Origin of the sequence: Pelagibius sp. (assembly GCF_965249265.1) — a bacterium.
GTDB lineage: Bacteria > Pseudomonadota > Alphaproteobacteria > Kiloniellales > Kiloniellaceae > Pelagibius.
Genome location: NZ_OZ252224.1, coordinates 4,555,766 through 4,574,133 on the forward strand (window position 1 = coordinate 4,555,766; position 18,368 = coordinate 4,574,133).

Sequence of the window (18,368 nt, forward strand, 5' to 3'; positions counted from 1 at the left end):
GCTATCAGACGCTTGGGTCGCTGACGCACGGACCCTCGGGACAAGCCCGAGGGTGACAGAGCGCCAAATCCGCCGGGAAACCCAGATGGCTTCAGTCGCCGGCCCGCGCCAGGTTTAGATAGCCGTCGCGGCTCTGCGGCAGTTTGCGCCCCAGGATGCGCCCGGCGATCATGGTTCTGAGGACCTGTGCCGTGCCGCCGCCGATGGTGAACATGCGGGCGTCGCGCACCATGCGCTCCAGCGGGTTGCTGCGTGAATAGCCGGCGGCGCCGAAGAGCTGCAACGCGTCGTTGGTGACTTTGATCGCCATTTCCGAAGCGAAGACCTTGGCTTGGGCGGCTTCCAGGGCATCGGGAAAGCCCGCGCAGTCGGTTGCCTGGCGGATCAGCCCGCGGGCGGCGGAAAGCTGGGTCGCCATATCCGCCAGCATCCACTGCAGGCCCTGAAACTCACAGATCGGCCGGCCGAACTGTTCGCGCTTCTGGGTGAAGGCCAGCGCTTCTTCATAGGCGCCCTGGGCAATCCCCAGGGCCACCGTCGCCGCCCCCGCACGCTGGGCGTTATAGGCTTCCATCAAGGCGCCGAAACCGCGCCGCAGCCCCTGTTCCGGGCGCAGCAGCATGTCTTCCGGCACTTCCAGATTATCGAAGAGGATTTCGGTTTCCGGGATGCCACGCAGGCCCATGGTTGGTTCGCGGCGGCCGACGGTTAAACCCTTGGGTGTTCCCGTCTCAGGATCGCGCAGGACGATGAAGCCGCCGATGCCCTGTTCGACGCCGTTTTCGAAGACCCGCGCGAAGATGAGATGCAGCCGCGAAACGCCGCCGCCGGTGATCCAATGCTTGCCGCCGTTCAGGACATAGCGGTCGCCCTGTTTGTCGGCGCGGGTGGTCATTTCCGTCGCCGCCGAGCCCGCGCCCGGCTCGGTGATGCAGATCGCCGGCTTGTCGCCGGCCAAGACCTGCGCGGCCGCCAGGCGGCACTGCTCTTCACTGCCATAGGCCATGATGGCACCGATGGCGCCCATGTTGGCTTCCACTGCGATGCGCCCGGTGACGCCGCAGACCTTGGCCATCTCCTCGATCACCAGGGTCGCTTCTAGATAACCCAGGCCGGGACCGCCGTAGTCCCGCGGAATCGTCATGCCGAAGAAGCCGGCCTCGCGCAGCGCCCGGCAGTTGTTCCAGGGATAGGCCTCCTGCCGGTCGACCTCCGCCGCCATCGGCGCGATTACCGCCTCGGCAAGCTGAGCCGCCCGCGCCTTGATGGATTCCTGTTCCGCCGTCAGCCGTGCCATCACTCTCCGCCTTTTGTTGAGCGGCGAGTATGGGAACCCCGGGGGCCGGCGGTCAAGGCGATCTGCGGATGGTCATACCCTAGCGTGCCGCCAGGGCAAGGCGGCCTTCGCTGATCTGATAGAACAGCAGCCCGGGCAGGCCGACCAGCAGCTCGCGCATGCGCTTGGCAAGGGATACCGAGAGCGCCACCTCCGCCGGCACACCGACCAGGGCGCCGAGCAGAACGAAGCCGCCTTCCTGAACGCCGTAAGCACCGGGCACGGCAAAAGCGGCGGAGCGCAGCGTCTGGGCCAGGCACTCGATCATCAGCGCCTCCAGAACACTGACAGGATGGCCGAGCAGGGCAAGCGCCAGCCAGACCTCGGCAGCGAGGACCAGACGGGACACAAGGCGGATGACGAGATGGGCGAAGAGCCGTCCCGGTGCCGCTCCGACGGCGCTGAGCGCCGCATCCAGCCCGCCGAGGCGTTCGACGAGGCCGCCGGCCTCCCGGCCCTTCAGGTGTTTCATGAACACACGCTCGCCGGCTGCCACGAGACGGAGCAGCAGTCCCCGGCGCTGGGCCAGGAAGAATGCCGGAATCAGGGCCAGAAGCAGAACCGCGAAGAGGACCGCGCCGGGCACCACCGCGCTGTCGCTGGCCAGAACGAGAACGAGGCCGACGCCGATCAGAGCGACGAAGGCCTGACCGGCGGTCTGCAGCACCTTGTCGACAATGGCGGTCGCCACCATCATCGGCGCCGGCGCCGCCCGCCGCGCCAGCCAGACCGCCTTGGCCACCTCGCCGCCGATCTGGGCCACCGGTAACAGCCAATTGATCGAAACCGCAATCCAGGACGCCAGGCAAAGCCGCTGTAGGGAGGGACGATTCCCCGCCGGAAAAATCACCGACCAGGCAAGACCGGAAAGCAACAGGGGTATGAGGAACAGAGGCACCAGCCAAAGCAGGCGAAAACCGGCCTCGCTCAAGGCCTTGGCAACATCGCCGAAGCCCTGCCAGGCGACGACAGCCACCGCCAGAGCAAGGCCGATGAAAAGTGCGGGAAGAGCGAGTCTACTCACTACAAATCGACCGAAAGTCGTTGAATTGCCTGTTGGCAGACCGCCAGATGACCTGTCACATTTGTGCAACGCCTCAACCGGCGGTCTCCCCAGGCTGGTTACGGATCTTTCATTACAGTCAGTGTTACCTATCTAAGGGGTTCTGAATCAAAGACTAAAGCCCCCAAACAGCTTTCCGTTTATTCCATTAGTGTGATTGGCCGCGATGAATCAGGATAGAGAGCAGAAACCTCAGGAACGCGTCGAAGAACTAAGCTTGGCCGCGCCGCCGGTCCGCTTTGCCCGCCTAAGCTATGCCTGGAGCGGGATCATCACCGCCTGGAGCGAAGAAGCAGGGTTCCGCAATCATGTGCTGGGCGCCCTGGCCATGGTGACCACGTTGGTCATTCTCGAACCCGCCATGGTCTGGTGGGGCGTCGCCCTGCTTTGTTCGGCCTTGCTGCTGGCTTTGGAACTGATCAACTCGGCAATCGAGCGGGTCATCGATCACATCGACGGCAATCTTCACCCCCGCATCAAGGCCATCAAGGACATGTCCGCGGCCGCCGTGGTGGTGGCGTCTTTCGGTGTTTTCCTGCTCGGCATCGTCATGATCGCCGATACCCTGGCATAGCGCCCGCAGCACGGCATCGCCAATCCGCAACCCAGCGAGCCGCCTTGCATTGATCGCTGTCTATTCGCGCCAGTGATGGCAGGCGACCATGCGGCTGTGGCCGCTGCCGTCTTCCTCCAACGGTGGGCGCTGCTCGGCGCAGAGTTCGGTCGCCTTGGGACAGCGGGTGCGGAACACGCAGCCCGAGGGCGGGGCCATGGGTGACGGCAGATCGCCCTGCAGCACCAGGCGGTGCTTGTTGCGTTCCTTGTCGGGATCGGGGATCGGCACGGCGGAGATCAGCGCTTTGGTGTAGGGATGCCGCGGCGACTCGTAGATCGAGGCCCGGTCGGCAATCTCCATCACCCGGCCGAGGTAGAGCACCATGATCCTTTGACTGATGTGGCGGACCACCGAAAGATCGTGGCTGATGAAGAGCAGCGAGAGGCCGAACTCTTCCTGCAGGCGCATGAGAAGATTGATGATCTGCGCCTGGATCGACACATCCAGGGCGGAGACCGGCTCGTCGCAGATGATCAGCTTCGGCCCCAGCACCATGGCGCGGGCGATACCGATGCGCTGGCACTGGCCGCCGGAGAACTCATGCGGATAACGGTTGATCATCTGCGGCAGCAGGCCGACCTTGGCCATCATGTCCTTCACCCGCGCCTTCATCGCATCCTTGCCGATGTTCGGTTCGAAGGTGCGCAGCGGCTCGCCGATGATCTCCCCCACCGTCATGCGCGGATTGAGGCTGGCCAGCGGGTCCTGGAAAATGATCTGCATCTCCTGGCGCTTGGCGCGCAGGGCGTCGTGATCGAGGCCGGAGAGATCCTCGCCCAGCCAGACCACCTTGCCGTCGGTCGGCGGAATGAGCTGCAGAACGGCCCGGCCGAGGGTCGACTTTCCGCAACCCGATTCGCCCACGATGCCGAGGGTCTCGCCGGGACTCAGTTCGAAGCTCACGCCGTCGACGGCCTTCAGCGGCGTATAGCGCCCGGCGAAGATGCCGCCGGTGCGGATATTGAAGTGGACCTTCAGATCGTGGACCGAAAGAATTGGGGCCGCCATCACACTCCCCCCTGATTTTGGTTCTGCGCTGTCGGTTGTTGATCGGCCAGAGAATCCAGATGACAGGCCTTGCCCCGCCGCGCGTCCAGGGCCTGCAGGGCCGGCGCCTCGACCCGGCAGGTATCGAAGACATAGGGGCAGCGCTCCTGATAGGCGCAGCCCGGCGGCAGCGCCTGCAGGTTCGGCGGTTGGCCCGGAATGGCATTCAACTCGCTGGCGCCGGCCTGGTCCAGCCGCGGCATGGACCCCAGCAGCCCGAGGGAATAGGGATGCTGGGGACGATAGTAGATGTCGCGCACGTCGCCCTTTTCGACCACCCGGCCGGCATACATCACCATGACCCGGTCGCAGAGCCCCGCCACCACGCCGAGGTCGTGGGTGATCATGATGATGGCGGTGCCGAAATCACGCTTCAGATCGCCCATGAGGTCGAGGATCTGGGCCTGGATGGTGACATCGAGCGCCGTCGTCGGTTCGTCGGCGATCAGCAGGTCCGGCTCGCAGAGCAGCGCCATGGCGATCATCACGCGTTGGCGCATACCGCCGGAGAACTCGTGCGGATAGAGATCGAAACGCGCCTTCACCCCGGGAATACCGACCCGGTCGAGCAACTCGATACTCCGGGCGCGCGCCTCGGTCTCGCTGACCCCCTTGTGTTCCACCAGTACCTCGGTCATCTGCCTGGAGATGCGCAGAAAGGGGTTGAGCGAGGTCATGGAGTCCTGAAAGATCATCGACATGGTCACGCCGCGGATCTTGTTCAGCTCGCGCGGCGACATCCCGATAAGTTCTTTGTCACGATAGCGCGCCGAACCGATGCTGCGGCCGTTCTTGGCCAGCAACCCCATGATCGACAGGAAGATCTGGGTCTTGCCGGAACCGGACTCGCCGACCACACCGACGCTCTCGCCCTTGGCGATGTCGAAGCTCACCGAGTTGACAGCGTGTACCTCACCGTCAGGGGTTGCGAAGCGGGTATCGAGATCCTTGACCTCCAGAACCTTCGGGGCTGCGCCTGTGTTGTCTGTCGTCATAACTGTCGATCCTTCCGAAGAACCACGTTTACCGATCCTTCGGATCGAGGGCGTCGCGCAGGCCGTCACCGATGAAGTTGAAGGCGAAGAGCGTCAAGGCGAGGAAGGTTGCCGGGAAAATCAGCATCCAGGGCGATTGCTCCATCACTCTGGCCCCCTCGGAAATGAGCACGCCCCAGGAAGTCAAAGGTTCCTGCACGCCCAACCCCAGGAACGATATGAAGCTCTCGGTCAGAATGACCTGGGGGATGGTCAGCGTCATGTAAACGATGACCGGTCCCAGGACGTTGGGAATGATATGGCGAAAGATGATCTTGGTGTTGGATACGCCGCCCGCATGGGCCGCCTCGATGAATTCCTTGCGTTTCACCGAGAGTGCCTGCCCGCGCACGATGCGCGCCATCGTCAGCCATTCGACTGCGCCCAGGGCGATAAAGATCAGGAAGATGTTGCGGCCGAAAATGACCATCAGCAGGATGACGAAGAACATGAAGGGCAGCGAATACATCACATCGACAAAGCGCATCATCAGATTGTCGATACGCCCGCCCATGAACCCGGCGATGGCGCCGTAGGTAACACCGATTACAAGACTGACGGTGGTCGCCAGGATGCCGACCATCAACGACACCCTGGCGCCATAGAGCGTACGCACGAAGAGGTCGCGGCCGTTGCCGTCGGTGCCGAACCAATGCGCATTGGCAAAGTCGGGCGGCACCTGAATACGGTCCCAGTAAAGCTCGTCATAAGGATGCGGACTGAGAAAGGGCGCAAAAATCGCCATGATCGCGACAACGCCGAGGATGATCATGGAGACCACCGCGGCTTTGTTGCGGAGCAGGCGTTTACGGGCGTCCTGCCAAAGGCTGCGCCCTTCCAGTTCTTCCATGCCGGCCATGGCATCGGCAGAGGCGGTGGTATGGATCATCACGAATAACTCACCTTGGGATCGAGCACGGCATAGAGCAGATCGACGATCAGATTGAGCACCATGATCAGCACGGCATAGAAAATCATCACACCCATCACCAGGGTATAGTCGCGGCTGAGCGCACCCTGAATGAAGTAGCGGCCAATGCCCGGGATATCGAAGATCGTCTCGATCACCACGGAGCCGGTGATAACGGCAGCGGTTGCCGGACCGAGATAGGAAACGACGGGCAGTAGAGCGCCCCTCAGCGCATGGCGCACGACGACAAGCTGCTCACGCAGGCCTTTCGCGCGGGCCGTGCGGACGAAGTTGGCGTTCAACACCTCCACCATCGACCCGCGGGTCAGACGCGAGATGTAGGCAATCTGCGGCAGGGCCAGGGCGACGATAGGCAGGATCTTGTTGGCCAGGGCACCGCCGCCCCAGCCCGCCACCGGCAGCCACGACAGATAAACACCCAGTACGAGGGTCAAAAGCGGCGCCATCACAAAGTTGGGTATGGCGATTCCCACCATCGCCGCCCCCATGACCGAATAGTCGGTCATGGTGTTCTGGCGCAGCGCCGCAAAGGCGCCGAGCGATACGCCGATAATCATGGCCAGAAGAATCGCCGTGCCGCCGATCTGCAGGCTGGCCGGAAAGCCCGACATGATGAGCTCGGCCACCGAAAAGTCCCTGACCCGGAAAGAGGGACCGAAGTCACCTTGGACCAAGCCACCGAGATACTTGAAGTACTGCTGCCAGAGCGGCAGGTCGAGATTGTAGTGCGCCAGCACGTTTTTCTCGATCGCCGGCGGCAGGACGCGGTCGGAATCGAACGGCCCGCCGGGCGCAAGGCGGATGAGGAAAAACGCCAGCGTGATGATGACGAAAAGTGTGGGTACCGCGACCAGAAGACGGCGTATCGCGTAGGCAACCATGGAACCAGCTCCCCTGATCCCTGTCGTCGCCGCGCCAAAGAAGACCGACGGGCGCCAAGGCGGCCCGCCAACCCTAAGCGGCTCGGCGAAAGAACCCTCCGCCCCTTAGAGGCGGAGGGTCCCTACGATCAGGGTTTGATCGACAGAAAGCGGGTACGCTGAATGTCTTTCACATTCGCTTCCCAACCGACCACGTTCTCCGAGACCAGGTTCTTGGAGACGTAGTAGTAGATCGGGATAACCGGCTGGTCTTCCATGGCGACGGCCTCAGCGGAACGCAGGTACTGTGCCCGCTTGTCCATGTCCGTGGTCGTGGCGGCCTTGGCCATGTAGTCGTCGAACTGGGGATTGGAGTAGCGCCCATAGTTCTGGCGACCGGTCCGCGTCTCCAGAAGATAGAGGAAGTTCTGCGCATCGTTGTAGTCGGCAATCCAGCCGGCGCGGGCGATGTCGAAGTCGTTCTGCTCGAGCTTGTTGTAGTGCGGCGTCACTTCCTGATTGAAGAGTTCGGCCTGCACGCCGAGCTGCTTCCACATGGCGGACACGGCAATCGCGATACGCTTGTGGTTCTCACTGGTGTTGTAGGAAAGCGTCAGCTTGACCGGATTGTCGGGCCCGTAGCCGGCCTCGGCCAGCAGCGCCTTGGCTTTCTCGACCCGCTCCTTGTAAGGCACCTCCATCCAATCGACGAAGGCCGGATCGCCGTAGTTGCCGGTGCCGGGCGGAACGAAGCTGTAGGCCGGAACCTCACCGGTCTTCAACACCTTGTCCGTGATCGCCGCGCGGTCGATGGCCATGGAAAGGGCCTGGCGCACGCGCTTGTCGTCGAAGGGCGGCTTGGTGGTGTTGACCGGGTAATAGTAGATGCCCAGGTAAGGCGCGACGCGGGTCTGATCCGGCAGGTTCTTCTTCAGGAAGTCGAACTGTTCGGAGGCAAAGTCCTTGGCAATATCGATTTCGCCGGAGCGGAAGCGCTTTTGCACGGCACCACGATCCTCAGAGGGGAAGAACTCCACCTTGTCGATGGCGACGTTCGCGGCGTCATAAAAATCTGCGTTTTTGATCAGACGCACATGGGTATTGGGCACCCACTCGTCCAAGACATAGGCGCCGTTACTGGCAATGTTTTCTTTCTTGATCCAGTCGTCGCCGTGGGCTTCCACCAGGTGCTTGGGCACGGGGAAAGCGGTGTAGTGCGTGAGCTGTTCGATGAAGTAAGGCGTCGGTGCTTCCAGAGTGATTTCCAGCGTCTTGCTGTCGATCGCCCGCGCGCCGAGTTTCGACGGGTCGGTCAGGCTGGCGTTGTTGATGTTTTCGGCATTGCTGATGGGATAGAGCAGGGAGGCGTACTTGGCGGCCATTTCCGGCGAAAGAATGCGGCGCAGCGCGAAGACGAAGTCGTCGGCGGTCACCGAGGTGCCATCGGACCAGCTGTGATCGCGCAGCTTGAAAGTATAGGTCAGGCCGTCGTCGCTGATGGTCCAGCTCTCGGCGGCGCCGGGAACCACTTCGCCGTCAGGACCCTCAGTCGTGAGCCCCAGGAACATGTCACCGATGATGCGGTTTTCCCAGACGCCGGCGACGTGATGAGGGTCCAAGGTCGCTGGTTCGCCCATGTTCCCTACACGAAGGACCGTCTCGGCCTGCGCCGTTCCGGCCAGCGCGACTACAAGGCCAAAGCCCAGTGCCGCGCGTTTGAAGTTTTTGAGAAACATGTAACGCTCTCCCATTGTTGTTGTTGTGAAGCCTTCCCCACCTCCGCAGCGGTTCCCCCCCGGAAATCCGACGCCTTACCGGTGAGCCGACGCCTGCACGCCGGTCGTTAACCGTCATAATAGAGCCCCAACAGGCTAGCGTTACAAGCCTCCTTCTGTAGCAAAATGCAGGGAAGGGTTGTTACGTATACATACAGATTTTGTTCCTAGACATTACGGCCAGGAATGCTGTTTAGGCATGGACTCATAACCGGATCGCATGATGGTCCAGGAACCCGGCGACAGCCTGCCGGGAAGGCGGTGGGGTGAGGGAAACCGGCTTCAGCCGAGCCCGGTCTTGCCCATGTCCAGGAACTTCTCGCGGCGCTGTTGCTTCAGGTGTACGCCGGGTTCACGCAGCAGTTCGCGGATGCCGGACTCCAGCTCGTCACCAACGGCAGCAATCGTCGAGTCACCCCCGCGATGGGCGCCGCCCAGAGGCTCGGCGATGATGCCGTCGATGACCCCCAGCTTCAGCAGATCCTGGGCGGTCAGGCGCAACGCTTCGGCCGCGTCCTGGGCCTGTTCGGCGGAGCGCCAGAGAATCGAAGCACAACCTTCGGGCGAGATAACCGAGTAGATCGAATGCTCCAGCATGAACACCCGGTTGGCTGCGGCCAGGGCAATGGCGCCGCCGGAGCCGCCCTCGCCGATGATGACCGAAAGCAGCGGCACCTGAACGTCCAGACAGACCTCGATGGAACGCGCGATGGCTTCAGCCTGGCCGCGCTCCTCGGCACCGACGCCGGGATAGGCACCGGCGGTATCGACCAGAGTGATGACCGGCAGGCCGAAGCGCTCGGCCATACGCATCAGGCGCTGGGCCTTGCGGTAGCCTTCGGGCCGGGCCATGCCGAAGTTGTGCTTCACACGGGAGGTGATGTCGGCGCCCTTTTCGTGGCCGATAACCACGACAGAATAGCCGCGGAAGCGCCCGAGGCCGCCGACGATGGCATGATCCTCGGCAAACAGGCGATCGCCGGAAAGCGGCGTGAAGTCCTCCACCAGGGCGGAAATGTAGTCGCGGAAGTGCGGCCGGTCGGGATGGCGCGCCACCTGGGTTTTCTGCCAGGCGGACAGCTTGCCATAGGTCTGGCGCAGCAGCCGGTCGACCTTGCCCTGGAGCTTTTCGACCTCCTCGGCAATGTTGATCTCTTCGTCGTCGGAGAGATGCCGCAACTCTTCGATTTTGCCTTCGAGCTCGGCGATCGGCTTTTCGAAATCAAGGAAGTTATGCATGTCAGACTGTCTAGCACAGCCGCCGGGGCCTGGCACGCCTTAGGTGACGGACCTGTGACACTGTCAGGCAGCCCTCAACGGCATCTTGTGTTGCGGCGATGACGAAACCGCTCGCCCCCGGAAACCCCGGCAATCCTTGGGGTATCCGGGGAACCGGGTCAAAAACCTCAGCCCTTGGCGATCTGCCGGGCCTTTTTCACCATCACCTCGGCCTGCTTGATAGAGGCGATGTCGATCAGCCGGCCATCCAGTGAGACCGCGCCCTTGCCTTCCTTGGTCGCTTGGCGCATCGCCTTGATGATGCGCTTGGCCTTGTCCACTTCGGCCTTGGAGGGGCTGTTGACCTCGTTAGCCAGTTCGATCTGGCTCGGATGAATGGCCCACTTGCCCTCGCAACCCAGCACCGCGGCACGATTGGCCTGGGCGCGGAAACCCTCGGGATCCGAGAAATCGCCGAAGGGCCCGTCGATGGGCCGCAGGCCGGCGGCGCGCGCCGCCACCACCATGCGGGCGATGGCGTAGTGCCACATGTCGCCCCAGTGATAGAGACGCTCGCCCGCATCGTCGGGGTCGGTCAGCACGCCGTAGAGTTCGTTGGGGCCGCCGATGACCGTGGTCCGCGCCTTGGTCGAGGCGGCATAGTCGGCGACGCCGAAGTGCAGGCTCTCGTTGCGCGGCGAGGCCTTGGCGATCTCGTCCACATTGGCCATACCCAGCGCGGTTTCGATGATCATCTCAAAGCCAATGCGTTTTTTGCGCCCGACCGCCTCTTCGGCCTGGCTGACCAGCATGTCGACGGCATAGATGTCGGCGGCGGTGCCCGCCTTCGGGATCATGAAGAGATCGAGACGCTCGCCGCCCTGCTCGATGATGTCGATGACATCGCGGTACATGTAATGGGTGTCGAGGCCGTTGATGCGCACCGACATGGTCTTGTTGCCCCAGTCGATGTCGTTCAGGGCTTTGATGATGTTCTTGCGGGCCTGGACCTTGTCGTCCGGCGCTACCGCGTCCTCAAGATCCAGGAAAATGACATCGGCGTCGGACTCCGCGGCCTTCTTGAAGAGTTTCGGGTTGCTCCCCGGCACGGCCAATTCACTGCGGTTCAGGCGTGCGGGCGCCTGTTCGACGATGGTGAAGCTCATGGAAATCCCTCTGCTGGATCTGGGAATGGATCAAAGGTCGGAACGCCGGCACGCAACGCCGGAGACTCCCGGCTGCGGCACCCCGACGGGCTCGCGGGCAAACTGGTCATACCACTTGCGTTTGTCAACCCGAACCTCGCCCGAATCAGCCGATTTCTCAGCCCGTCCGGCCTCTTGACGCCGGGCCTTTCGGTGCCGGCTCCTTGGCGAGGGGATGGTGGGTCTGAACCAGGGTCTTCAGCCGCTCGCCCAGAACATGGGTGTAGATCTGCGTGGTCGAGATGTCGGCATGGCCGAGCATCTTCTGCAGCGAGCGCAGGTCGGCGCCGTGGTCCAGCAGGTGGCTGGCGAAAGCATGCCGCATCACGTGGGGCGAAACCTTGGCCGCATCCAACCGTGCCCGGCGCGCCAGATCCTTCAAGAGCTGGCCGACACGGTGGCGGGTGATGTGGCCGCTGGCCCCGCGGGACGGAAACAGCCAGGGCGAGTCCAGGCGCACCGCCCCTGTCTTGCCGGCCGTCTTGCCGGCCGTCTTATCGGCTGCCTTGCCGCCCTTGCCCGCCTTCGGCAGGAAATCGCCGCGGACCGCAAGATAGTCGGAAAGGCTCTGCCGGGCGGCATCGCTGAGCGGCACCATGCGTTCCTTGTTGCCCTTGCCGCGCACAATCAGCAGGCGTTGATCGCGCTGGGTCGCCGCCAGGCGCAGAGAGACCAGTTCCGAGACCCTGAGGCCGGTGGCGTAGAGCAGCTCCACCAAAGCCGCCAGGCGCAGGCCCTCCGCATCCTGGCTGGCGCGCGCCTCGGCCAGCAGGGCATCGACCTCCGCCTCGCTCAATACCTTCGGCAGAGACCGGCCCTGCCGGGGCGAGTCGATGGCGGCGCTCGGATCGTCTTCGCGCAGTCCCTCGCCAACCAGGAAGCGATAGAACTGGCGCAGTGCCGAAAGCCGCCGGGCCGCCGTGCGCGGCGCCATGCCGGCCTCGGCAAGGCGGCTGAGAAAAGCCTTCAGGTCCGCCGTGGTCGCCGCTTCCAACCGCCCGCGGCGCGGCCGCAGAAAGTCGGCGAAGGTTTCGAGATCGCGGCGATAGGCCTCCAGCGTGTTCTCCGCCGCGCCGCGTTCCGCCGCCAGCATCTCCAGAAAGGGTTCCAGTTGCGGCGTCGTCACAAGGGCTTGCCGGGCAGGCATGGACCGTTCCTAAGCGCCGTGCCTAAAGCCCGGCATCGAAAGCGGACTCCAGGGCAAGAGCCCGGGCTTCACGGCCGAGGCCGAGGGTGTTGAGGGCGGAGACGGCATATCCGAGAGCAAGAGGATGGGCATCCCCCGCTGGCCCGTCACCCAAAACAAGTGCCGCGAGCAGGACGCTCTCCCCCCGCCGGCCGGCCGCAGCCGCATCGCCAAGTGCCAGGAGCTGCGACAGGTTTTCCAGGGGCGGCAGGCCGGCCCCGGCAGAACCATCGAGCATGCCGGGCCAGGCAGCGGGTTCGTCCTGGCCGAGGGAACGCGACAGAATCATCGCCAGCAACAACCGGTTTTCGGACGCCCCGCCCTCACCGGCTTCGCCTCCCCCGACTTCAGGGGCCGCGATTTCGGGGGCTGCGATTTCGCGGGCTGCGAGCGGCTCGCCGCCGCCGACCAAGCGGGCATAAGGCTGCAGGGCTTCGTAGGCAGCCTGGGAATCCGGATTTTTCAATCCGTCGACCCTGAGGACTCCGGCCCAGGCCCCGGCCCTTTCGAACTGGCCGACACGGTAAAAGCTGCGCGTCGCCGCCGGGGCGAACCAGGCCAGTTCCAGGACCGGCGCCAACGTCTCCAACAGGGGCTGAACCGCCCGGGTCATGGCGTGGCCGCGGCCTGCCGCCTCCGCCGCCGTCAGGGCGGCAATCAGGAACTCGGCCTTTGCGGAGGCGATGTTTTCGCTGTCGGCAGCGTGGAACAGCAGCGCCCGGCCGCGCAGCCCGCCCGCCTGTTCGGCGCGCGCCAGCGGGTCGGCAAGCTCCGCCGCGTCGAAAGGAATGGCGTTATAGGCCTCGGCCAGAGCCGCACCCGGCAGGATGGCGGCTTGGACCAGCCGCTCCATGGCCATTGCCCGGTCGAGTGCGGAGGCCTGATCCATCGCGGCAAGACCGTGCAGCAGCAGCGGGGCGCCGCTCTCGGCAAGACCCGCCGGCGGGGCAGCCTTGCCGACCCTCAGCATCGCCAGCGTCAGAGGCGTCGCCGTATCGGCGGTAAGGCCGTCGGGTTCGCCGCCGATAAAGAGGTTGCTGGCTCCATAAAACGCGGGATCGCCGTCCGGGTCCTGTTCGCGCAGCAGGTCGAGCGCCAGGAAGGCCTGGTCGCGCTGCTCGGCGGAAAAGAGGCAAAACACCAGGGCCCGAGCCCAATAGGGCTCCGCCGGAAAGCGCGCCACGACGGTGCGGACCTGCGTGCAGGCCTCCTCGTCCCGGGCCTGCAGCAGCAAGCCGTCGACACGGGCCTGGGCCAGCCAGGAGTCGTCGAGACGTTGCGGCACGATGTCGAGCAAGCGGCTGAGGCCGGCCAGTTCGCCCATGGCATAGAGGCGCTCGGCCCGCAGGCGCAGGAAGGTGCTGTCCTGCGATCCGGCGACGGCATCGGCCAGGGTCGCCGGTCCCGCGGCCTTGTCCCGCCGTTCAGGCGCCTGGGCATTGCTCAACAGCAGGCGGGTGGTCAGGGCCCGCAGGGTCGGCGAGGCCGGATCCCCGGGCAGTGCGGCAATCAGTGCCTGGACAAAGCCGCGGTCGCTGCCGGCCCAGGCATCACGGCCCAGACCGCCGAAATCCGGCTCCAGGATGCCGAGGGACTCGCTGTCCAGCGCCTCCAACTGGTCAACCTGAATACCCTCGTACTGGGGCGTGTCCCCCAAGGAGGAATCGGGGCGCGACGAGTCGGGCGGCGTCGATTCCGGTTGAGACGGGGTCTGCTCTGTTTCCGGCGCAGCCTCCGGCTCGGCGACGGTCGGCGGAAACAGGCTGATCGGCGCCTCCTGGGCTGCCGCGGGGGACAGCGAGGCACTGCTCAGCACAAGGGCGGTCGCCAGAGGCAAGGCAAGACGCTGGGGCATGACGATCAATCGGATGGCGGCGTGCAGGCCGCAGCAGTCAGCGCGGGAAGCGTTCATCGGGCAGCACCTTTTCGACCGGTGCCGACGGCGGCGGAATGTCCCAGGTGAGAAGAAAGAATCCGCCGGACACGATGAGGCCGGCAAGAACGACGAGGGCGATGAGGCTAGTCTTTTTCATCAAAACCTTTGTCTGCAGTCCGAAAGGCCCAGCTTCTCGGACCGGTTCAAATGGTCCGGCCGGTGCCGCAGGGCACCACCGTAGTACTTGCGCGCGCCCGAAGATTCTATGATATGGTCCGAATCTGGCGCGAAGGCGGCAGTTTACCTAGGGTCTATCACCGTTGCAATGATCGGCAGGCGCGTGGCTCGCACAGGCTCAGACGGCTCAGCGCCGACAGCAGAAAAGCTGAAACTTCCCCGCACCATTGCCCTGGTCGGCTTGATGGGTGCGGGCAAGTCCTGTATTGGCCGCCGCCTGGCGGCGGCTCTTGAGCTGCCTTTCGTCGATGCCGACAAGGAAATCGAGGCGGCGGCCGGCTGTTCCGTGCAGGACATCTTCACCGAACATGGCGAGGCCGCCTTTCGCGCCGGCGAGCGGCGGGTGATCGCCCGCCTACTGGACCAGCCGACAGTCATTTTGGCCACCGGCGGCGGCGCCTTCATGGATGCCGATACCCGCGCACTGATCCGCGAGCGGGCAATCTCGGTCTGGTTGCGCGCCGATCTCGACCTGCTGCTGCGGCGCACCGGACGGCGCAACACCCGTCCGCTGCTGAAACGCGGCGACCCTCGTCAGATCCTCAGCGACCTGATCGAACAGCGTCATCCGGTCTATGCCGAGGCCGACGTCGTGGTCGATTCCGTCGACGGTCCGCCCGAGATGACCCTGGCCCGCGTAACGGAGTCCATCCGCAGCTATCTGGAGAATCACGACGCGGCCGGGCAAGATCTTTCCGGAGGGCGGAGCGCGGCCCAGTGACCGATCATCAGAGCCTGACCGTCGACCTGGGCGACCGCAGTTACGACATCCTCATCGGCACCACCGTGCTGGCCGAGGCCGGCAGGCTGATGCGGCCACTGCTGAAGAGCGACCGGGTGGTCATAATCACCGACACGAATCTTGCCGAGTTTCATCTCGCAAGGCTGGAGCGCGCGCTGGACGATGCCGGACTGCAGCACGACAGCATCGCCGTTCCCCCGGGGGATTCCAGCAAGTCGCTGGATCAATTGGGCAGCCTCATCGACAAGCTGCTCGCGGCCAAGGTCGAACGCAGCACCACCGTCATCGCGCTCGGCGGCGGCGTCATCGGCGATCTGGCGGGTTTTGCCGCCGCCGTCACGCTGCGCGGGCTCGACTTCATTCAGATCCCCACCAGCCTGCTGGCCCAGGTCGACAGTTCGGTGGGCGGCAAGACCGGCATCAACAGCCGGCACGGCAAGAACCTGATCGGCGCCTTCTACCAGCCGCGCCTGGTGCTGGCCGACACCTCGATCCTGACCACCCTGCCGCGCCGGGAAATGCTGGCCGGCTATGCGGAGGTGGTGAAATACGGGCTGATCCAGGATGCCGCCTTTTTTGCCTGGCTGGAATCGCACGGCGCCGATCTGATCGAGGGCGACCGCCCCGCACTGGAACACGCCGTACTGACAAGCTGCCGCTGCAAGGCCGCGATTGTTGCCGCGGACGAACGCGAAGGCGGCCGCCGGGCGCTGCTGAACCTCGGCCATACCTTCGGCCACGCGCTGGAAGCCGAAACCGGCTATGGCGGCGAACTGCTGCACGGCGAGGCCGTCGCCGTCGGCATGGTGATGGCCTTCGATCTCTCGGTGCAGCGCGGCCACTGTCCGCCCGAAGACGCCGACCGGCTGCGCCGTCACCTGGCCGCCGTCGGCCTGCCGACCGGCTTTGCCGACCTGCCTCAGCGCCATTGGGATGCCGGACGCCTGCTCGATCACATGAGCCGCGACAAGAAGGTCGAACGGGGCCGCATCAACTTTATCCTGGCCCGCGGCATCGGCGAGGCCTACATCGAAGGTGCGGTGGAAAGTGATGAGGTTATGGCACTGCTGACCGCCGCCATCGGCCAATCGGACCAGCTCGCGAACGAAAACAGCGCTGCCGACATCACGTCCCGCGCAACCCTGGGCAGCTAGGGCACCTTCACTGCCATGCCCCAGTGCCCCCTCCAGGCTAAAGCAGACCTGCAACAACCCAGCCCACAACACACCCCACAACGCACCGCAGACGGATAATGGACATCGACATCGTCATCACCCTCGGCGCCATTCTGGCGTTGCTGGTTGTTTCCGCCTTCTTCTCCGGATCGGAAACCGCGCTGACCGCCGCTTCGCGCCCGCGCCTGCATAACCTGGCACACTCCGGCAACCGCCGCGCCAACCTGGTGAACGACCTCTGGCACGAGAAGGAGCACCTGATCGGCAGCATTCTGCTGGGCAACAATCTGGTGAACATTCTGGCCTCGGCCCTGGCCACCAGCGCCCTGATCGCTCTGTTCGGGGAAGCCGGCGTTGTCTACGCGACCCTGGGCATGACCATGCTGGTGCTGATCTTCGCCGAGGTGCTGCCCAAGACCTACGCCCTCCAAAATGCCGACCGCGCCGCTCTCGCCGTGGCCCCGGTGCTGCACGTTATCGTCCTGCTGCTGAAGCCGGTCTCAATGGCTATCCAGGTGCTCGTGCGGATGGCGCTGTCGATGCTCGGAGTCCAGGTGCGCCATACGCTGTCCGGCGAAGCTTCAGAGGAACAGCTGCGCGGCGCCATCGACCTGCACCAGGGCGAAGGCGAGGGCGAGGAGGAAAAGCACGAGCGGGAGATGCTGCGCTCGATCCTCGACCTCGGCGACGTCTGGGTCGAGGAGATCATGGTCCACCGCAAGGAGGTGGTGGCCATCAACATCGATCAAAGCCCCGCGCAGATTGTCGAGGAGGTGCTGGCCAGCCCCTATACCCGCCTGCCCTTGTGGCGCGACGATCCCGACAACATCGTCGGCGTGCTGCACGCCAAGGCCCTACTGCGCGCGGTGCAGGCCGCCAACAACAACCTGGACGGCCTCGATATCGTGGCCATCGCCAACGCCCCCTGGTTCATCCCGGAGACAACCGACCTGCTGTCACAGTTGCAGGCTTTTCGCAGCCGTCACGAACACTTCGCGGTGGTGGTCGACGAATACGGCGAGGTTCTGGGTATCGTCACCCTGGAAGACATTCTTGAAGAGATCGTCGGCGACATCGCCGATGAGCACGACGTGGAAATGGAGGGCGTGGTTATCGAGCGCGACGGCGCGGTCGTCACCGAGGGCAAGGTAACCCTCCGCGACCTGAACCGGCGCTTTGAATGGCGCCTGCCGGACGAGGAAGCCTCCACCATTGCCGGCCTGATCCTGCACGAAGCACGCTGCATCCCCGAGATCGGGCAGCTCTTCACCTTTCATGGCTTCAATTTCGAGATCCTCGAGCGCAAGCGCAATCAGATCACCTCGATCCGCATCAACGAGACGCCGGAAGCCGATACCAAGACGCCGGAAGAAGAGCCCGCCAACCCTCAGTGATGCCCAAAAGTCCTGGAGCCCATCACCAGCATAGCGCGTATCGGAAAGCGGCGGCGGCTGAAAGCGCCCTCACCCTTGCCACAGGCGGGATACAGCCTGTCGCTTGACGGCCCAGGCGGGCGCCTGCACAATTGGACGCAACATCAGTCCATAATGTCTCGCGAAAATCAGCGTGCAGGCGGGAGGAATATATGCACCGAAAAGTTGTTCCTGACATTGTCAACGAGCAGCGCATCGAGCTGCTTCCGGCAAGCACCACCGTCCGCGAAGCGACCCGCAACATGTCCGAGCGCCACATCGGCGCCGTTCTCGTCGGAACCGCAGAGGACCTGCAAGGGATCTTCACCGAGCGTGATGTCCTGACCCGCGTGGTCGCACGCGGCCTCGATCCGGACAGCACCAAACTGGAATCGGTGATGACGCCGAACCCGGATACCGTGGGCCCGAATGATATCGCGGCCAGCGTGCTGGACCGTATGCGTGAGTCCGGCTATCGCCATCTGCCGGTGCTGGCCGAGGGAAAAGTCGTCGGGATCGTGTCGATCCGCGACCTCTATGCCGCGGTTAAGCGCGAGCTGGAAGAGAACCTCCAGCAGCGCGAAGCCTTCATCTTCGACACCGGCTACGGCACCGGCTGACTCTGTCGCTTGCGCGAACCGCGCCGCCTCGACTG

General features: G+C 64.2%; 16 protein-coding genes and 1 pseudogene. 5 read left to right on the top strand and 12 right to left on the bottom strand.

Annotation, left to right across the window (positions count from 1 at the left end):
• Positions 1-91: 91 nt before the first annotated feature.
• Both acdA and ACP146_RS21260 read right to left on the bottom strand, forming a co-directional pair.
• Positions 92-1,297: a 3-sulfinopropanoyl-CoA desulfinase gene (gene acdA, locus ACP146_RS21255; RefSeq protein ID WP_422368755.1), complete on the bottom strand. Its 1,206-nt coding sequence runs from the start codon at positions 1,295-1,297 to the stop codon at positions 92-94.
• A 79-nt stretch (positions 1,298-1,376) separates the two neighbouring features.
• Positions 1,377-2,360, bottom strand: coding sequence for a flippase-like domain-containing protein (locus tag ACP146_RS21260; RefSeq protein ID WP_422368756.1), 984 nt, complete (start codon positions 2,358-2,360; stop codon positions 1,377-1,379).
• Between the two features lie 205 nt (positions 2,361-2,565).
• On the opposite strand from ACP146_RS21260, the gene ACP146_RS21265 reads away from it, so the two are divergent.
• Positions 2,566-2,973 (top strand): diacylglycerol kinase, encoded by a 408-nt coding sequence (locus ACP146_RS21265; protein WP_422368757.1) that lies wholly within the window; start codon positions 2,566-2,568, stop codon positions 2,971-2,973.
• 60 nt (positions 2,974-3,033) lie between these two features.
• On the opposite strand, the gene ACP146_RS21270 is transcribed toward ACP146_RS21265, so the two are convergent.
• From ACP146_RS21270 to ACP146_RS21315, 10 genes are all read right to left on the bottom strand, one after another.
• Positions 3,034-4,023, bottom strand: a complete 990-nt coding sequence (locus ACP146_RS21270) for an ABC transporter ATP-binding protein (protein ID WP_422368758.1) — start codon at positions 4,021-4,023, stop codon at positions 3,034-3,036.
• Positions 4,023-5,057: an ABC transporter ATP-binding protein gene (locus ACP146_RS21275; RefSeq protein ID WP_422368759.1), complete on the bottom strand. Its 1,035-nt coding sequence runs from the start codon at positions 5,055-5,057 to the stop codon at positions 4,023-4,025. The genes ACP146_RS21270 and ACP146_RS21275 overlap by 1 nt, the downstream gene beginning before the upstream one ends.
• Before the next feature lie 28 nt (positions 5,058-5,085).
• Entirely contained in the window at positions 5,086-5,985 is a 900-nt protein-coding gene (locus ACP146_RS21280) for an ABC transporter permease subunit (RefSeq protein WP_422368760.1), read from the bottom strand.
• Positions 5,985-6,908, bottom strand: a complete 924-nt coding sequence (gene oppB, locus ACP146_RS21285) for an oligopeptide ABC transporter permease OppB (RefSeq protein WP_422368761.1) — start codon at positions 6,906-6,908, stop codon at positions 5,985-5,987. The genes ACP146_RS21280 and oppB overlap by 1 nt, the downstream gene beginning before the upstream one ends.
• Before the next feature lie 128 nt (positions 6,909-7,036).
• The gene (locus ACP146_RS21290) at positions 7,037-8,623 is read right to left on the bottom strand and encodes a peptide ABC transporter substrate-binding protein (RefSeq protein WP_422368762.1); all 1,587 of its coding nucleotides are present in this window, start codon (positions 8,621-8,623) and stop codon (positions 7,037-7,039) included.
• 321 nt (positions 8,624-8,944) lie between these two features.
• Positions 8,945-9,901 (bottom strand): acetyl-CoA carboxylase carboxyltransferase subunit alpha, encoded by a 957-nt coding sequence (locus tag ACP146_RS21295; RefSeq protein ID WP_422368763.1) that lies wholly within the window; start codon positions 9,899-9,901, stop codon positions 8,945-8,947.
• A 167-nt stretch (positions 9,902-10,068) separates the two neighbouring features.
• The gene (locus ACP146_RS21300) at positions 10,069-11,046 is read right to left on the bottom strand and encodes an HpcH/HpaI aldolase/citrate lyase family protein (protein ID WP_422368764.1); all 978 of its coding nucleotides are present in this window, start codon (positions 11,044-11,046) and stop codon (positions 10,069-10,071) included.
• Positions 11,047-11,203: 157 nt separating this feature from the next.
• On the bottom strand, positions 11,204-12,232 hold the full coding sequence (gene xerD, locus ACP146_RS21305) for a site-specific tyrosine recombinase XerD (protein ID WP_422368765.1): 1,029 nt from the start codon (positions 12,230-12,232) through the stop codon (positions 11,204-11,206).
• 22 nt (positions 12,233-12,254) lie between these two features.
• Positions 12,255-14,183 (bottom strand): hypothetical protein, encoded by a 1,929-nt coding sequence (locus ACP146_RS21310; RefSeq protein WP_422368766.1) that lies wholly within the window; start codon positions 14,181-14,183, stop codon positions 12,255-12,257.
• Complete coding sequence (locus ACP146_RS21315) at positions 14,164-14,304, bottom strand: hypothetical protein (protein ID WP_422368767.1); 141 nt, start codon at positions 14,302-14,304, stop codon at positions 14,164-14,166. Before ACP146_RS21315 ends, ACP146_RS21310 begins: the two co-directional genes overlap by 20 nt.
• A 183-nt stretch (positions 14,305-14,487) precedes the next feature.
• Here ACP146_RS21315 and ACP146_RS21320 point away from each other — a divergent pair, with 183 nt between their 5' ends.
• From ACP146_RS21320 to ACP146_RS21335, 4 genes and pseudogenes are all read left to right on the top strand, one after another.
• Positions 14,488-15,105, top strand: a complete 618-nt coding sequence (locus ACP146_RS21320) for a shikimate kinase (RefSeq protein ID WP_422368768.1) — start codon at positions 14,488-14,490, stop codon at positions 15,103-15,105.
• Positions 15,102-16,208 (top strand): annotated as a pseudogene (aroB, locus tag ACP146_RS21325) (3-dehydroquinate synthase); the annotation flags it as partial. The gene ACP146_RS21320 and the pseudogene aroB, both read left to right, overlap by 4 nt.
• A 170-nt stretch (positions 16,209-16,378) precedes the next feature.
• Positions 16,379-17,695 (top strand): HlyC/CorC family transporter, encoded by a 1,317-nt coding sequence (locus ACP146_RS21330; protein ID WP_422368769.1) that lies wholly within the window; start codon positions 16,379-16,381, stop codon positions 17,693-17,695.
• Positions 17,696-17,886: 191 nt separating this feature from the next.
• On the top strand, positions 17,887-18,333 hold the full coding sequence (locus ACP146_RS21335; protein WP_422368770.1) for a cyclic nucleotide-binding/CBS domain-containing protein: 447 nt from the start codon (positions 17,887-17,889) through the stop codon (positions 18,331-18,333).
• The last annotated feature ends 35 nt before the right edge of the window (positions 18,334-18,368 follow it).

What these genes read in the sequence shown, in the direction of transcription:
- acdA (WP_422368755.1), bottom strand. Translation starts at nt 1,297, where the DNA reads ATGGCACGGCTGACGGCGGAACAGGAATCCATCAAGGCGCGGGCGGCT.
- ACP146_RS21265 (WP_422368757.1), top strand. Translation starts at nt 2,566, where the DNA reads ATGAATCAGGATAGAGAGCAGAAACCTCAGGAACGCGTCGAAGAACTA.
- ACP146_RS21270 (WP_422368758.1), bottom strand. Translation starts at nt 4,023, where the DNA reads ATGGCGGCCCCAATTCTTTCGGTCCACGATCTGAAGGTCCACTTCAAT.
- ACP146_RS21275 (WP_422368759.1), bottom strand. Translation starts at nt 5,057, where the DNA reads ATGACGACAGACAACACAGGCGCAGCCCCGAAGGTTCTGGAGGTCAAG.
- ACP146_RS21280 (WP_422368760.1), bottom strand. Translation starts at nt 5,985, where the DNA reads ATGATCCATACCACCGCCTCTGCCGATGCCATGGCCGGCATGGAAGAA.
- oppB (WP_422368761.1), bottom strand. Translation starts at nt 6,908, where the DNA reads ATGGTTGCCTACGCGATACGCCGTCTTCTGGTCGCGGTACCCACACTT.
- ACP146_RS21290 (WP_422368762.1), bottom strand. Translation starts at nt 8,623, where the DNA reads ATGTTTCTCAAAAACTTCAAACGCGCGGCACTGGGCTTTGGCCTTGTA.
- ACP146_RS21295 (WP_422368763.1), bottom strand. Translation starts at nt 9,901, where the DNA reads ATGCATAACTTCCTTGATTTCGAAAAGCCGATCGCCGAGCTCGAAGGC.
- ACP146_RS21300 (WP_422368764.1), bottom strand. Translation starts at nt 11,046, where the DNA reads ATGAGCTTCACCATCGTCGAACAGGCGCCCGCACGCCTGAACCGCAGT.
- xerD (WP_422368765.1), bottom strand. Translation starts at nt 12,232, where the DNA reads ATGCCTGCCCGGCAAGCCCTTGTGACGACGCCGCAACTGGAACCCTTT.
- ACP146_RS21310 (WP_422368766.1), bottom strand. Translation starts at nt 14,183, where the DNA reads ATGAACGCTTCCCGCGCTGACTGCTGCGGCCTGCACGCCGCCATCCGA.
- ACP146_RS21315 (WP_422368767.1), bottom strand. Translation starts at nt 14,304, where the DNA reads ATGAAAAAGACTAGCCTCATCGCCCTCGTCGTTCTTGCCGGCCTCATC.
- ACP146_RS21330 (WP_422368769.1), top strand. Translation starts at nt 16,379, where the DNA reads ATGGACATCGACATCGTCATCACCCTCGGCGCCATTCTGGCGTTGCTG.
- ACP146_RS21335 (WP_422368770.1), top strand. Translation starts at nt 17,887, where the DNA reads ATGCACCGAAAAGTTGTTCCTGACATTGTCAACGAGCAGCGCATCGAG.